This is a genomic window from Streptomyces sp. NPDC048636 (genome assembly GCF_040650655.1).
GTDB lineage: Bacteria > Actinomycetota > Actinomycetes > Streptomycetales > Streptomycetaceae > Streptomyces.
This window is the reverse complement of sequence record NZ_JBEZHR010000003.1, coordinates 304,319-319,308: the sequence shown is the minus strand read 5'-3', so window position 1 is coordinate 319,308 and position 14,990 is coordinate 304,319. Positions and strand designations below refer to the sequence as shown.

Sequence of the window (14,990 nt, the reverse complement as noted above, 5' to 3'; positions counted from 1 at the left end):
CGGCCCGCCGCCCCCGACCGGACCTACCCGCGGTCGCCCGCCCGCGCCGGGTGCAGGGCCGCGATGGACTCGGGCAGCCGGGCCCAGACCGGTGGGGTGTAGAAGTGGCCGCCCGGCAGCTCGTCGGCGCGGAACTCCCCGGCGGCCAGCGGCCGCCACCGGGCCGCCGGGGCATCGAGGTCGTCGTCCGCGCCGTACAGCACCTGGAGCGGGGTGCGCACCGTGACGCCCTCGCGGTAGCGGTAGCCGTCGGAGGCGCGCAGGTCGGCGCGGAACACCTCGAGGGCCATCGCGCGCAGCTCGGGTTCGGCGAGCACCGCGTCGGACAGCTGGCCCACCGTGCTCATCCAGGTGAGGAGTTCCTCGTCGGTCTGGTGCGCGGTGGGGGTCTCCCGGCGCTTTTCGGCCCAGCGGACGGGGGAGTCGGCGCCGGAGGCGATCAGCGCGCGCGGCGGGGTGCCCGCGCCCGCCTCGAGCCGGCAGGTGAGGTCGAACGCGACCCAGGCGCCCATGCTGTGGCCCAGCAGGAGGTAGGGGCGTTCGGCGGCGACGGTACGGACGGCGTCCAGCGCGTCCGTGAGGAGCGCGTGCCAGCCGGCCGCGAAGGGGACCGTGTATCGGCCCTCGCGTCCGGGGTAGCAGTAGAGCACCAGCTCCACATCCGGCGGCAGGGCCTCGGCCCAGGGTCGGAAGGAGGCCGTACCGCCGCCGCAGAAGCTCAGGCACAGCAGGGTCCGGGTCGCGCCGGGGCGGGGGAGCGGGCGGAGCAGCGACCGCGACATCGGTGGACTCCCGGGCGGTGGACGGCGGTTGGCGCGGTCACGGTACCGCGCGGGGCATCGCCGGCGGCCCGGGGCCGAGAATTTCTTGATGGCCCGGGGTGACCCTGTGTGTCGGCTCGGGTGAGCTGGGTGACCTCCGGACGGGCCGTCCGGGGCCGTGCGTCGGCGAACACCCCTTTTCCCATGTGCCCGCACCGGCCGAAACCGGCGGCCGCCATGTTGGCAACGCTCTATCGAATTCTTCTCATTGGAATCTCTGACGCCCTTCGCTCCGCTCGTTCCCGAAGACGCTTGTGGCCGCTAATCACGGCTGCCTATGGTCGAGCCGAAATGGGCGAGCCCCTGGAAGGGGAAGCAGATGGCTAATCCATTCGAGGACGACGAGGCCTCCTACTACGTGCTGGTGAACGACGAGGGCCAGCATTCTCTGTGGCCCGCCTTCGCCGAGATCCCGGCCGGCTGGAAGTCCGTCCACGGACAGGCGGCCCGGCAGGAATGCCTCGACTACATCAACGAGAACTGGACCGATATGCGTCCGCGCAGCCTCGCCGAGGCCATGGCCGCCAACGCGTCCTGAACGGCCCGCACCACCGATTCCACCCGCACCACCCCCGCATCTTCACGAGGAGAAAACCGGTATGGCCACCATCACCGCGGAGCGCCAGGCAACGATCAAGGAGATCGTCTGCGACATTCTCGAACTGGAAGAGAACGAGGTCACCGACACCAGCCTCTTCATCGACGACCACGGTGCCGACTCCCTCCGGGCGATCGAGATCCTCGCCTCCCTGGAGAAGGAGTTCAAGATCACCATCGATCAGTCCGAACTGAGCGAGATGGTGAATCTGGAGAAGGTCTACCAGGTCGTGTCGGAGGCCCCCAGCCGGTAACCGGCCCGTGGCCGCCGAGTCAAAAGGGAAGTCACCATGTCCGATTCACGTCCCGGTGCCGCGGCGGTGAAACGCCGTGTGGTGCTCACCGGTTTCGGCGTCATTTCCAGTATCGGTATCGGCGCCGCCGAGTTCACCCGGAGCCTTCGGGAGGGGCGCAGCGGAGTCAGCCCCATCTCCGTCTTCGACGTCGAGGGTTTCGCGCACGTCAATGGATGCGAGGTCAGGGGGTTCGACCCACAGGAGTGGATCACCCGTACCCCGGTCCAGGAGCTGGGACGGGCCAGCCGGTTCGCCGTCGCGGCGGCCCGGATGGCCGTGTCGGACGCGGGACTCGATCCCGAATGGCTCGCCGACCGGCGCGGTCTGATCTCCGTGGGCACCACCGACGGTGAGTCCTTCGAGCTCGACCAGCTGGTGGCGACCGAACTCGCCGAAGGACCGGAGCGGATGGACCGGCAGACCGTGCGCCGGGTCCCGGCCGCCCGGCTGTCCACCGCCATCGCGCAGGAGCTCCAGCTCACCGACGTCGAGGCGCTGACCATCGCGACCGCCTGCTCCGCGGGCAACTACGCGATCGGCTACGGCTTCGACGCGGTGAGCTCCGGCGAGGTGGAGTTCGCGCTGTGCGGGGGCGCGGACGCCATGTGCCGCAAGACCTTCACCGGTTTCTACCGTCTTGGCACCATCGCCCCCGAGTGCTGCCAGCCCTTCGACGCCGACCGCAAGGGCATCCTCACCGGCGAGGGTTCCGGGGTGCTGGTGCTGGAGAGCCTGGAGTCGGCGCTGGCGCGCGGTGCCCGGATCTACGCCGAGGTGCTGGGCTACGGGCTCAACTGCGACGCGTACCACCAGGTCGCGCCGAAGGGGTCGAGCGTCGCCGCCTGTATGGGGATCGCGCTGGAGAACGCCGGGGTCAAACCGGACGAGGTGGATCTGATCTCCGCCCATGGCACCGGTACCAAGGCCAATGACATCACCGAGTCCCGGGCCATCCGCGAGGTGTTCGGGGACGCCACCCCGCGCACCATCTCGCTGAAGTCGATGCTCGGCCACACCATGGGCGCGGCCAGCGCGCTGGGCGCCATCGCCTGCGGGCTCGCCATCACCCATGGCTTCATCCCGCCGACCATCAACCACACCACCACCGATCCGGCCTGTGAGATCGACTGTGTGCCCAACCGGGCCGTGGACGCCGATCTTCGGGTGGTGCAGAACAACGGGCTGGCCTTCGGCGGCAACAACGCCATCGTGATCCTGGGGAAGTACGACCACGGTGCGGGCGGCGCGGAGGGTGCGGACGGCGCCGGGGGCGGGTCATGAGCTATCCGATCACCGGCGTCGGCGCGGTCGCCAGCATCGGGGACGACCCCGGCCAGATCTTCGGCGCGCTGTGCGAGGGCCGTAGCGGACTCGGCCCGTTGCGCGGCTTCGACCGCGCGCGCTTCACCGCCCAGCAGCTCTTCGAGATCGACGACCGCTCCGGCGCGGACGGCGGCGATGAAGCAGGCCGCGCCACCCGCTTTCTGCTGGAGGCCGTCCGCCAGGCCGCCGCCGACGCCGGGCTCCCCGACGACCTCGGTGACGTCCCGGTGCTGGTCGGCACCGGACTGCGGGAACTGCGCTCGCTGGAGCTGTGGTGGCGCGACGGCGTGCCGTTCGACGCCGGGGACCTCGACTTCGGCCCGGCGCTGCGCCGCCGCTTCGGCGCGTATGACACCCACACCTTCGCGGGCGCCTGTTCGGCCTCGCTCTACGCGCTCGCACTCGGCTGGGACCTGCTGGAGCAGGGGGAGAGCGACACGGTGATCGTGGCGGGCTGCGACACGGTGACGGAGTCGATGTTCGGCCTCGCCGACCGGGTGCAGTTCGATCCGCCCGATGTCGTCCGCCCCTTCGACCGCGCCCGCCGCGGCACCATCCTCGGCGAGGGCGCCGCGGCCGTGGTGCTGCGCCGGGAGCCGGTGGCGGACCGTCCGGTGCGCGGCTGGCTGCGCTCGGTGGCGGTCAACTGCGATGCCCACCACCAGACCGCGCCGGACGCGGACGGGGTCCGGGCCTCCGTGGAGCGGGCGCAGCGGGCGGCGGGCAGCCGTCCCGAGGACATCGACCTCGTCGTGCTGCACGGCACCGGAACACCGCTGAACGACCGGACCGAGGCCGAGGTGATGGCCGAGGTGTTCGGCGGCGCCCGCCCCGCCCTCACCGGTATCAAGTCGCTGACCGGCCACACCTCCGGCTCCGCCGGGCTGATGAGCCTGATCGTGGCGCTGGCCTCGGTGGCGAGCGGCCGGGTGCCGCCGATCGCCCATCTCACCGATCCGCTGCCGGAGGGCGCGGGGCTGCGGCTGGTCCGCGATGTCCCGCTCACCACCCCGGTGCGGGTCGCGCAGGTCAACGGGTTCGGCTTCGGCGGCGTCAACGCCGTCGCGATCGTGGCGGGTGCGGCATGACGGGCACGGCGATCACGGGTACGGGTGTGCTGCTGCCCGGCGTGAGCGACCCGGCCGGACTGTCGCGCGGCGCGGTGGCCGGTGCCGCACCGGTGCGCCCCGCCGACCTCATCGGCAAGAAGGGGCTGCGCTTCGCGGACCGGGCCACCCAGCTCGGACTGTGCGCGGCCACCGCCGCGCTCACCGACGCCGGACTGCTCGGCCCGGACGGACCGCTGGGCCCCGACGGCCTCCGGGTCCCCGGCGACCGGGTGGGTGTGGTGGTCAGCTCCAACCTGGGCAACGCCGACACCGTCTGCCGGGCGGTGGAGACCATCGCCCGGGAGACCACCGGCGGGCTGAGCCCGATGGACACCCCCAACGCCTCCAGCAACATCATCGCCTCCGAGACCGCGATCCGCTTCGGACTGCGCGGCCCCAACCTGACGGTGTGCAACGGCATCACCTCCGGTCTGGACGCGCTGCGCTGGGCGGGGCTGACGCTGCGCTCCGGGCGCGCCGATCACATGGTGGTGATCGGGGTGGAGCCGGACAACGAGGTCACCCGGCGGCTCATGGGCGGTCCGGTGGTGGACGGCGGCGCGGCCGTGGTGGTCAGCCGTACGGACGCGGTGGGCGCCGCGGCGCCCCGGCTGAAGCTCGGCCCCACCGTGCGTACCGGGAAACTCCCCGACGCCGCGGCCCGGTTGACCGGGGCCGTGACGGACGGGGGTGACGCGCTGTGGCTGTGTCCCGATCCGGCGCTCGTCCCGTCCGGCGCCGCGACGGCCGAACTGACCGGCTGGGGCGAGTGCTCCGGTGCGCTGGGGCTGCTCCAGTGCGCGGCCGCCGTCGGCTGGGCCGACTCCGGCCGGACCGGACCGGTGTACGCGCTGCTGGGCGGGGCCGGTACGGAGGCGACCGGCACGGTCTTTCTCCCGGTGGGACCCGTAGGCCGGTCCGTGGCCGCCGCCCGGCCCGCGTCGGCAGCCCAACCCCTGGCCGCCGCCCACCCCGTGGCCGCCGCCGTCCCCCCGGCCGTCACCCTCCCCCTGGAGGGCCCGGCGTGAAACGAGTCGTCCTGCTGCACGGACTGGGCAACACCGGTGCCATCTGGTCCGCCACCGCCGCCCACTGGCGCCCCGATGTGGAGATCCACGCTCCCGAACTCCCCTGGAGCGGCGCGGGGATCCTCCGCTGGCGGCATGAGCGGGATGTGGCCGCGCTGCTGGCCGACGCGCTCGCGGCGGTGCCCGGCGGCGCCGATCTGGTGGTCGCCCACTCCTTCGCCTCGATACCGCTGCTGGAGCTGCTCGGCCGCCGCGCGGCGGCCGGGGAGCCGCCGGGGATGGCCGGTGCGGTGCTGGTGAACCCGTTCTACCGGCCGTCGGCGGACGACTTCCCCTGGTCCATGATCGCGCCGCTGCTGGCGTCCTTCCCCGCCACCATGGCCGAAGGCGTCCGGCTCCAGTCCGGCGACCGGCCGATCGAGCGGAGTCTGCGGGCCGATATCGCCCAGCGGCTCTGCGAGTTCGTCGGCCCGTACGGCTGGCTGCGCTTCCTGGACGCCTATCTGGGCACACCGCTGATCCCGGTGCCCGCCATCGGCACCCCGTGCCTGGTCATCGGCGGTGACCAGGACGCCACCGCCGATGTCGCCGAGGCCCGGACGCTCGCCGCCGCGCTGCCGCGCGGCCGGGCGCGGATCCGGCCCGGCGGCGGCCACTTCCCGATGCTGGAGGGCCCCGGGTGGTTCACCGGCGCCGTCCATGACTTCCTCGACGGACTCGCCCAGCCCGCCCGGAGCGACAGCGGCGCGCACCCCGTCGGCACCTGAATCCGGAAACGACCCCTGGAACCGAAGGAGACTGCGATGGGCCCGGTGTCAGATCCGGCCGTGTCGGCCCTGCTGGACGCCCCGACCACCGTACGGCTGCGGCCGGTGTTCGAAGGCAACAACATCAGCTACGCCATCGGCTTCAAGCACATCAACTACGTCGCCGAGGCGGCCGTACTGCACCACTTCCGCACGGCCGGGCTCCCGGTGGGCGAGCTGTACCGGCGCTACGGCCTCGGCTTCGAGGTGGTGGAGCTGCGCTCCCGGCTCGGTGCGCTGCTCGCCGTGGACGACGAGGTGGAAGCGGAGGTGGTGCCCGCCACCAAGGACGGCGCGTCCGAATTCACCTTCACCGTGGGTCAGTTCGTCCAGCGCGACGGCAAGCGGGTGAAGTGCGCGAGCTCCACGGTGCGGGTGGCGCTGCGCGTCGACGGCCATATCGCCCCGACCGCCGCGTACCCCGCCGGGCTCGACCGGTTCGCCGTACCGCGCCTGGGCACCGGTGACCGCCGTGAACTGGCCGCCGTCCCGCGGCCGTACGGCGGTTTCGCCGAGGGCCGGGGCACCACCGGCACCACCGATCCCGTACTGGCCCAGCTGATCGGCGAGGAGAACGCGTTCGGCTGGCGCTGGCGGATGCCGTACTTCTACTGCCACTTCAACGAGCGGGTGCAGATGTCCGGCTTCCTGCGGGTGATGGAGGAGGCCGAGGACCTGTTCCTCGCCGACCGGGGGCTGCCCATCAAACATGTGCTGGACTCGCGCGGCTGGATCCCGGTCGTCACCCAGTCCCGGATCCGGCTGCTGGACGAGACGGTGATGGAGGAGGAGCTCTACACCGTCTACACCGTCGAGGACGTCTTCAAGAGCCTGCTCTACACGGCCCGGATGGACTGCTACGTCATCCGGGGCGGGGAGCTCGTGCACACCGCCACCGGCACCATCACCCATGGCTATCTCCGCGAACACGCCCCCAACCAGTGGGCGATGGCCACCCTCGACGAGGCCACCGTGGCGGCCCTCGGCAGCCCGAAGCGAGCGGCGGCATGAGCGCCCCCGTCCCGGTGGCCGCGCCGCCGGTGATCTCCGCGTGGTCGGCGGTCTCCCCGTACGGGCTGGGCGCGTCCGCGCTGCTGGACGGGGTCCGCTCGGGCCGCCCGACCGGTGCGCCGGTGGACACCGGGCGCTGGCGGGTGCCCGCCGGAACGGCCCATCTGGTGCCCGGTTTCGAGACCCGCCAGGTGCTCGGCAAGAAGGGCACCCGCTCCATGGACCGGGTGACCGCTCTCGCGGTCAGCGCGGTCGGCGGGCTGCTGGACCAGCCGGCGGCGGACCGGGAGCGGGAGACCGGGGAGCGGGCCGGTCTGGTGCTCGGCACCACGACCGGAAGCGCGGAGTCGATGATGGACTTCACCCGCACCTCCCTGGAGGGCGACGCGCCGTTCGACGTGGACCCCGCCGTGATGCCCAACGCGGTGATGAACTGCGCGGCCGGGCAGTGCTCCATCTGGTACGGGATCAGGGGCCCCAACACCACGCTCGCCGGGGGCCGTACGGCCGGGCTCGCCGCCCTCCACTACTCGGCCCGGCTGCTGGCGTCGGGCCGGGCCGGATCGGTGCTGTGCGCGGCGGCCGAGGAGTACTCCCGGGCCCGCTACTGGCTGGAGCGGCACAGCCGCGGGGAGCCGGACGTGGCGCTGGGCGAGGGCGCGGCGGTGCTGCTGGTGCAGCGGCCGGACGCGGTCAGCCCCGGCCGTCCGCCGCTCGCCGAGATCCTCTCCGTACGCACCCGGGTGGCCACCGGCGACCGGGTGCGGCCGGTGCTGGAGGCGTGTGTGGCCTCCGCGCTGGAGGCGGCGGGCGCCCGGCCCCGGGACGTCTGGGCCGCGAGTCCCGGTGACGCCCATGGGCGGCTCGGCCGGGATGAACGCGACGCGCTGACCGCGCTGTTCGGTGCCGAGGCGGTCGCGCGGGTGCCGTCGGTGGGGCGGCTCGGCGATGTCTCGGCCGCCTCCGCCACCTTCCAGATCGCCTTCCTGCTGGCCACCGCGGCGCTGTCGGACGAGGCTGCCGGGCGGCTCGCGGTGGTGACCTCCGCGGACCGGGACGGTTCGCTGGCCTGTGCCGTGCTGCGGCTGGTGGCGGCATGAGCGGCATGAGCGGCACGAGCGGTGTGAACGGCATGAGCGGTGTGAACGGCGTGCGCGGCATGAGTGGTATGCACGGCGTGAGCCCGGTGGCCGCCGGGGTACGGGTCGTGGCGCCTCCGGACGGCGGAAAGGCGGCGGCACAGGTCCGTATCGACGCCGCCGAGCCGGTGTTCGCGGGCCACTACCCCGACTTCCCGATCTTCCCCGGTGTCTGTGTGGTGGAGTGCGCCCACCGCGCGGCGCTCGCCACCGCCCCCGAACCGGTCGCCCTGGCGGCCGTGGACTCGGCCCGGTTCGGCGGTGCGGTCTACCCGGGCGATCTGCTCGACCTCGAGCTGACCTGGCGCCGCCGCGACGACGGCTGGCGCTGTGCGGCCACCGCCGTGACCCCACGCGGTGACGCCGCCTCCGTACGGCTGCGCTACCGGCCCGCGGACGGCGCCGAGACCGCCCCCGACGGGCCCGCGGTGGCCGGGCTGCTGCCGCACCGCTATCCGATGCTGCTGGTGGACCGGGTGCTGGAGCTGGTGCCCGGGCAGCGGGTGACGGCGGTCAAGGCCGTGACCCTCAACGAGCCCTGGTACGCGGGGCTCACCCCCGGCACCGGCCTGGCCTATCCGTCCTCGCTGGTGATCGAGTCCTGGGGGCAGACCGCCGGGCTGCTGGCCTCGGCCGACGACGCCGGGACCCGCGGCCAGGTGATGCTGTTCGGCTCGGTCGCCGACGCGGAGTTCCACAGTCCGGTCCACCCCGGCGAGCTGATCGAGCACCGCGTCACCGTGGCCCGTTCGCTCGGCGACTCGGTGATCTTCGAGGGTGAGAGCCGCTGCGGCGCCCGCCCGGTGATGTCCGTGGCGCGCATGGTGATGGCCTTCCGGCCGGCCGGCGCGCTGAAGGAGGCGACTTCATGACACAGGACGTACAAGACCCGGCCGGGGACCGGCCGGTGGCGCTGATCAGCGGCGGGTCACGCGGTATCGGGCGGGCCACGGTGCTGCGGCTGGCCGAGGACGGCTATGACGTCGCCTTCTGCTACCACTCCCGGCCCGAGGCCGCCGAACTCCTCGCCAAGGAGGCCGAGGCGCTGGGCGCCCGGGTGCTGGCCGAGCGGGTGGACGTCTGCGACCCGGACGCCGTACGGGCCTGGGTGGCGCGCGCCGAACGGGAGTTGGGCCCGGTCCAGGTCGGTGTCACCTCCGCCGGGATCACCCGCGACAAGGCGATGGTGATGATGAGCGACGACGACTGGCGCTCGGTGGTCGGCACCAATCTCGACGGGGTGTTCCACGTCTGCCGCTCGGTCGCCTTCTCCATGATGAAGCGGCGCTCCGGCGCCCTGGTCAACATCTCCTCGGTGGCCGGGGTGCACGGCAACGCCAGCCAGACCAACTACGCCGCATCCAAGGCCGGGATCATCGGCTTCTCCCGTTCGCTGGCCAAGGAGATCGGCCGCTACGGCGTACGCGTCAACGTCGTGGCGCCCGGCTTCATCGACACCGACATGGTGGCGGCCGTCGACGGCACCGCGCGCGACAAGGCGCTCGCGGGCGTGACGCTCGGCCGGATGGGCGCCCCGGAGGAGGTCGCCGACCTGGTGGCCTTCCTGGCCGGGGAGCGCGCCGGATACATCACCGGATCCGTGGTCCACATCGACGGGGGGATCGTGCTGTGAGCCGCCGTGACAAACAGCCCCGCTGGTACTTCTCGCTGCGCAGCCCGTACTCGTGGTTCGCCTACCGGGATCTGAGCGAGCGCTACCCGGACGTCCTGGACACCATCCGGTGGATCCCGTACTGGGAGCCCGACGCCGCGTCCGAGAAGCTGCTCGCCGACGAGGGCATCACCCTGCCCGTGGTCCCCATGTCGCGGGCCAAGAACTTCTACATCCTGCGCGACGCCCGCCGCTGGGCCCACGCCCGCGGCTGGCAGGTGACCTGGCCGGTGGACCGGGCGCCGCACTGGGAGGTGTCGCATCTGGCCTATCTGGCGGCCGAGGAGGCGGGCCGCGGCAGGGAGTTCGTGGCCGCCGCCTACCGGGCCCGCTGGAACCGCGGGCTGGATCTGGCGGACCGGGCCACCATCACCCTCATCGCCGGTGAACTGGGCCTGGACCCGGGCATCGCCGACGCCGTGGACGATGAACGGCTGCGCGCCAAGGGCGTGGCCTGCCTGGCCGCCGCGTACCAGGACGACGCCTTCGGGGTGCCGTACTTCGTGCACGGGCGGGAGGGGTTCTGGGGCGCCGAGCGGGTCTCGGCGTTCGTGGCGGCGGTGCGCGGCACCGCGTGGGACGGCGTCTCGGACGCCCCCTTCGCCACCGCCCGGGCCGCCGCCGCCGACGACCGGCTGGAGAGGACCCCGTCATGAGCGCCGAACCCGGGCGGACCGTCCCCCGCTGGTCGCTGGAGACCGGCCCGGCCGCCGTACGCACCGCCGAGACCTCCCGGCCGCTCCCGGCGCGGCTCTTGGCCGCCGTACGGCTGCGGGCCCGGCGCACCGGCTGCGGCTGGCAGGCCGCGGCCCTGGCCGCGCACACCGCGGTGCTCGGCGCGCTCAGCGGCGAACAGGAGCTCACCACCGGCTGGGTGGCACTGGGCGAGACCGCCCCGATCGGGGTGCGGGTCGCCGCCGGTGACGAGAGCTGGCGCCAGCTCCTGCGGAACTCCGCCGCGCCCCGGCCGGACGAGGCGCCGTACGAGACGGTGCTCGACCTCAGCGGCGGCCGGTTCACCCCCGCCGAGGGGTCCCCGGTGGTGCTCACCGTCTCCCTCCACCTCGCACCCGGCGGCGCCGAGCTGCGGCTGCGCCACCGCGCCGGGGTGCTGGACACCGCCGCCGCCGAACGGATCGCGGGCTACTACCTGACCGCGCTGGAGCGGCTGGCCACCGAGCCCGACGCACCCTGCCGGGCCCGCACCCTGCTCTCCGTGGAGGAGCTGCGCCACCAGCTCACCGGGATGTCCGGGCCCGAACGCGCCCTGCCCGACCGGCGGTTCCACGAGCTGTTCGAGGAGCAGGTGGCCCTCCGCCCCGGGGACATCGCCGCCGTGCACGCCGGAGCGAGCCTGACCTACGCCGAACTCAACGCGCGCGCCAACCGGATCGCCCACGCGGTGCTCGCCCGCGGCCTCGGCGAGGAGGCCGTGGTCGCCGTGGTCACCGAGCGGAACCTCGACTGGATGGCCGCGGTCATCGGGGTGTTCAAGGCCGGGGCCGGGTATCTGCCCGTCGAACCGGCCGCGCCCGCCGACCGGATGCACCGCACCCTGGTCCGCGCCGGATGCCGGCTGGTGCTCACCGAGCCCGGCGGCCCCGGCCATCTCCGGCGGGCCGCGCCCGAAGGCGTGGAGCTGCTGACGGTGCGGGACGCCTGCGCCGAGGGGCACCCGGACACCGACCCGGGGCTGGACATCGGCCCCGACCGGCTGGCCTATCTCTACTTCACCTCGGGCTCCACCGGTGAGCCCAAGGGCGCGATGTGTGAACACGGCGGCTTCGTCAACCACCTCTACGCCAAGATCGACGACCAGTCGATCACCGAGGGACAGGTGGTGGCGCAGACCGCCCCGCAGTCCTTCGACATCTCGCTGTGGCAGCTGGTGGCGGCGCTGGTGGTGGGCGGGCGCACGCTCATCGTCGAACAGGACGCCGTCCTCGACGTCGACCGCTATCTCGACACCCTCGAGCGCGGCGAGGTCGCGGTGGTCCAGGCGGTGCCCTCCTATCTCGAGGTGGTGCTGTCCCGGCTGGAGAGCAGACCGCGTGAACTTCCCGCGCTGCGCTGTGTCTCCGTGACCGGTGAGGCGCTGAAGAAGGAACTGGCCGTCCGCTGGTTCGCCCGCTTCCCGCGGATCGCCCTGATGAACGCCTACGGGCTGACGGAGACCAGCGACGACACCAACCACGAGGTGATGACGGAGGTGCCCGAACGGGACTCCGTACCGCTGGGCCCGCCGGTCGGCAACGTCACCGTGTACGTGGTGGACGAACAGCTCCGGCCGGTGCCGCTCGGCGCCCCCGGCGAGATCGTGTTCTCCGGGATCTGTGTGGGCCGCGGCTATGTCAACGACCCCGAGCGCACCGCCCAGGCGTTCACCACCGATCCCCACCGGCCGGACCGGCGGCTCTACCGCTCCGGTGACTTCGGCCGCTGGCTGCCCGACGGCAAGCTGGAGTTCCTCGGCCGCCGGGACGCCCAGGTCAAGATCCGGGGCTTCCGGATCGAGATCGGCGAGATCGAGAACCAGCTGCTGAGGCTCCCCGGGGTACGGGACGGGGCGGTGGTGGTCATCGAGACCCCGGACGCCGGAAAGCAGCTGGTGGCCTTCCAGTCCGGCTCCGCCGAACCCGCCGACGTCCTGCGCAAACAGCTGGAGCAGGTGCTGCCCGGCTATATGGTGCCGCGCCGGATCGAACGGCTGGAGCCGCTGCCGCTCACCGGCAACGGCAAGATCGACAAGAAGGCGCTGCGCGCGCTGGCCGCCGAACTCGAGGACAGCGGCGGCGCCACCGGCACCGGCCACGAGCCCCCGCGCACCGCCACCGAACGGCTGCTGGCACGGGCCTGGGCCGAGGTGCTGAAGGTGCCCGCCGAGGAGATCGGGCGCGCCGAGAACTTCTTCGACCGGGGCGGTACCTCGCTCTCCGCGGTGCGGCTGATCGTCCTCATGGAGCGCCGGTTCACGCTCAAGGAGATCCACCGCGTCCCCGTACTGGCCGAGCTGGCCGCCCTGATCGACGCCGCCCCCGAGACGTGAGGACATCCCGACGATGGCTGTGCACCCTTCCCCGACCGGGCTTCCCTCGGCGGGGCTTCCCCCGGCGGAGGTCCTGGCCGACCGCCCCGCCGTCCTCCGGCTCGACGGTCCGCCGCCCGCCGACCCCGCCGCCTGGGCCGCCGCCCACCGCACCGCCCTGCGCGCCGCCGTGGCCGAACACGGTGCGGTGCTGGTGCGCGGGCTCGGCCTCGCCGACGCGGCCGCGGTGGGCAGGGTCGGTGAGGAACTGCTGGACCAGGTGATGGCCGAGCGGGAGGGGTTCGCCACCCGGCGGCGCCTCGCCGACGGGGTGTACTCCTCCTCGGAGTGGCCGCCGGACCAGCCGATGTGTATGCACCACGAGCTGAGCTACCGCCGCGAGGTGCCCGCCACCCTGCTCTTCGGCTGTCTGCGGCCCCCCGCCTCCGGCGGGATCACCGGGGTGGCCGACTCCCGGACGGTGCTGGCGGCGCTGGACCCGGCGCTGGTCGAGCGGTTCGAGCGGACCGGCTGGCGGCTGGACCGCAGTTACACCGACACCGTGGGCGTGGGCCGGGAGGAGTCCTTCGGCGCCGCGTCCCGCGAGGCCATCGACGCGTACTGCGCCGACCGCGGTATCGAGACCGAGTGGCGGCCGGGCGGCGATCTGCGCACCCGTCAGCGCTCGGCCGCCGTACTGCGCCATCCCGCCGACGGCCGCCGCGGCTGGTTCAACCAGATCGCGTTCCTCAACGAATGGACGCTGGACCCGGTCATCCGCGAGTACCTGACCTTCGAGTTCGGCGCCGACGGGCTGCCGTTCAACAGCCGTTACGGGGACGGCGGCGCCATCGCCGAGGACACCGTGCTGGCCATCAACGCCGTCTACGAGAAGCACACCCGCCGGGAGCCCTGGCAGGCCGGGGATCTGATGGTCGTGGACAACCTGCGGATGGCGCACAGCCGCGAACCCTTCGAGGGGGAGCGCGAGATCGCCGTGGTGCTCGGCGATCCGGTGCTCCTCCCCGACCCGGTCTGAGCCCGGCCCGCACCACCGGCCACCCCCGCCACCACCACCGACGTCATGGATGGAGCCCCACATGTCCCCGCAGTCCGGCGTGCCGCCCTTCGCCGTCATCTCCGGAGCCCAGGTGGACCACGTGCTCTCGGGCCACGAGAAGCAGGTCCTGAACCTGGTCGAGGAGGTCTACCGGCTGCACGGCGAGCAGCGGACCGTCAACCCGCCGTCGTACTTCCTGCGCTTCCCCGACCGGCCCAGCTCGCGGATCATCGCGCTGCCCGCCTCGGTCGGCGGTGAGCGGCCCACCGACGGACTGAAGTGGATCTCCAGCTTCCCGGAGAACGTGGCGGCGGGCATTCCGCGCGCCTCGGCCGTGCTGATCCTCAACGACCACGACACCGGCTATCCGTTCGCCTGTCTGGAGTCCTCGATCATCTCCGCGGCGCGCACCGCGGCCTCGGCGGCGCTGGCCGCCGACAAGCTCACCCGGGGTGACCGTCCCCGGCGGATCGGCTTCATCGGCACCGGGCTGATCGCCCGCTACATCCACACCTATCTGGTGGCGACCGGCTGGAGCTTCGACGAGGTCGGCGTCTTCGACCTGTCCGACCAGCACGCCCAGGGCTTCGCCGGATACCTCGGCTCGGGCCCCGGCGCCGCCCCGTCGGTGGTGCACGGCTCCGCGCGCGAGCTGATCGAGGCCAGCGACCTGGTGGTGTTCGCGACGGTGGCGGGCGCCCCGCATATCCACGACCCGGCCTGGTTCGCGCACAACCCGCTGGTGCTCCATGTGTCGCTGCGCGACCTGGCCCCCGAGATCCTGCTCGGCGCCACCAATGTGGTCGACGATGTGGACCACTGCCTGAAGGCGGACACCTCCCCGCATCTGGTGGAACAGCTCACCGGCAACCGGGACTTCATCGCCGGGACCCTGTACGACGTGCTGGAGGGCCGGGTGGAGCTGCCCGCCGACCGTCCGCTGGTGTTCTCCCCGTTCGGCCTGGGCGTGCTCGACATCGCGCTCGGCCGCTTCGTCCACGACCGGCTGGCCCGCGCGGGCGAACTCTCGGTCGTGGACGGTTTCTTCCACGAGCTCAGCCGCTACGGGCGGGCCGGCTCGTAAGCGCCGGACAGCGGCGTAC

General features: G+C 73.0%; 15 protein-coding genes. 14 read left to right on the top strand and 1 reads right to left on the bottom strand.

The genetic code is table 11. From position 1 onward, the window contains the following. Window positions 1-23: 23 nt before the first annotated feature. A complete protein-coding gene (locus tag AB0C66_RS11975; RefSeq protein WP_362436155.1) occupies window positions 24-782 on the bottom strand; it encodes an alpha/beta fold hydrolase in 759 nt (252 codons plus the stop codon). A gap of 358 nt (window positions 783-1,140) precedes the next feature. Between AB0C66_RS11975 and AB0C66_RS11970 the strand changes: the two genes are divergently transcribed. The 14 genes from AB0C66_RS11970 to sbnB all read left to right on the top strand — a co-directional run bounded on the left by AB0C66_RS11970 (window position 1,141) and on the right by sbnB (window position 14,971). Beyond that, complete coding sequence (locus AB0C66_RS11970; RefSeq protein WP_362436153.1) at window positions 1,141-1,359, top strand: MbtH family protein; 219 nt, start codon at window positions 1,141-1,143, stop codon at window positions 1,357-1,359. Between the two features lie 61 nt (window positions 1,360-1,420). Further along, the gene (locus AB0C66_RS11965) at window positions 1,421-1,672 is read left to right on the top strand and encodes an acyl carrier protein (RefSeq protein ID WP_362436151.1); all 252 of its coding nucleotides are present in this window, start codon (window positions 1,421-1,423) and stop codon (window positions 1,670-1,672) included. A gap of 36 nt (window positions 1,673-1,708) precedes the next feature. Further along, window positions 1,709-2,995, top strand: a complete 1,287-nt coding sequence (locus AB0C66_RS11960; RefSeq protein WP_362436149.1) for a beta-ketoacyl-[acyl-carrier-protein] synthase family protein — start codon at window positions 1,709-1,711, stop codon at window positions 2,993-2,995. Next, window positions 2,992-4,125 (top strand): beta-ketoacyl synthase N-terminal-like domain-containing protein, encoded by a 1,134-nt coding sequence (locus AB0C66_RS11955; protein ID WP_362436147.1) that lies wholly within the window; start codon window positions 2,992-2,994, stop codon window positions 4,123-4,125. Before AB0C66_RS11960 ends, AB0C66_RS11955 begins: the two co-directional genes overlap by 4 nt. Beyond that, window positions 4,122-5,174, top strand: a complete 1,053-nt coding sequence (locus AB0C66_RS11950; RefSeq protein WP_362436145.1) for a beta-ketoacyl synthase N-terminal-like domain-containing protein — start codon at window positions 4,122-4,124, stop codon at window positions 5,172-5,174. The genes AB0C66_RS11955 and AB0C66_RS11950 overlap by 4 nt, the downstream gene beginning before the upstream one ends. Continuing rightward, complete coding sequence (locus tag AB0C66_RS11945) at window positions 5,171-5,941, top strand: alpha/beta hydrolase (protein WP_362436143.1); 771 nt, start codon at window positions 5,171-5,173, stop codon at window positions 5,939-5,941. Before AB0C66_RS11950 ends, AB0C66_RS11945 begins: the two co-directional genes overlap by 4 nt. A gap of 36 nt (window positions 5,942-5,977) precedes the next feature. After that, window positions 5,978-6,991 carry a hypothetical protein gene (locus tag AB0C66_RS11940; RefSeq protein WP_362436141.1) on the top strand — a complete coding sequence of 338 codons (1,014 nt, stop codon included), beginning with the start codon at window positions 5,978-5,980 and terminating at the stop codon, window positions 6,989-6,991. Then, window positions 6,988-8,091, top strand: a complete 1,104-nt coding sequence (locus AB0C66_RS11935) for a beta-ketoacyl synthase N-terminal-like domain-containing protein (protein ID WP_362436139.1) — start codon at window positions 6,988-6,990, stop codon at window positions 8,089-8,091. Before AB0C66_RS11940 ends, AB0C66_RS11935 begins: the two co-directional genes overlap by 4 nt. Before the next feature lie 5 nt (window positions 8,092-8,096). Continuing rightward, window positions 8,097-9,002, top strand: a complete 906-nt coding sequence (locus AB0C66_RS11930) for a hypothetical protein (RefSeq protein ID WP_362436137.1) — start codon at window positions 8,097-8,099, stop codon at window positions 9,000-9,002. After that, a complete protein-coding gene (fabG, locus tag AB0C66_RS11925) occupies window positions 8,999-9,763 on the top strand; it encodes a 3-oxoacyl-ACP reductase FabG (protein ID WP_362436135.1) in 765 nt (254 codons plus the stop codon). The genes AB0C66_RS11930 and fabG overlap by 4 nt, the downstream gene beginning before the upstream one ends. Further along, on the top strand, window positions 9,760-10,458 hold the full coding sequence (locus AB0C66_RS11920; protein WP_362436133.1) for a DsbA family protein: 699 nt from the start codon (window positions 9,760-9,762) through the stop codon (window positions 10,456-10,458). Before fabG ends, AB0C66_RS11920 begins: the two co-directional genes overlap by 4 nt. Further along, on the top strand, window positions 10,455-12,848 hold the full coding sequence (locus tag AB0C66_RS11915) for an amino acid adenylation domain-containing protein (protein WP_362436131.1): 2,394 nt from the start codon (window positions 10,455-10,457) through the stop codon (window positions 12,846-12,848). Before AB0C66_RS11920 ends, AB0C66_RS11915 begins: the two co-directional genes overlap by 4 nt. Window positions 12,849-12,861: 13 nt before the next feature. Then, window positions 12,862-13,866 carry a TauD/TfdA family dioxygenase gene (locus AB0C66_RS11910; RefSeq protein WP_362436129.1) on the top strand — a complete coding sequence of 335 codons (1,005 nt, stop codon included), beginning with the start codon at window positions 12,862-12,864 and terminating at the stop codon, window positions 13,864-13,866. A gap of 61 nt (window positions 13,867-13,927) precedes the next feature. Further along, window positions 13,928-14,971 (top strand): 2,3-diaminopropionate biosynthesis protein SbnB, encoded by a 1,044-nt coding sequence (gene sbnB, locus AB0C66_RS11905; protein WP_362436127.1) that lies wholly within the window; start codon window positions 13,928-13,930, stop codon window positions 14,969-14,971. Window positions 14,972-14,990 lie beyond the last annotated feature (19 nt).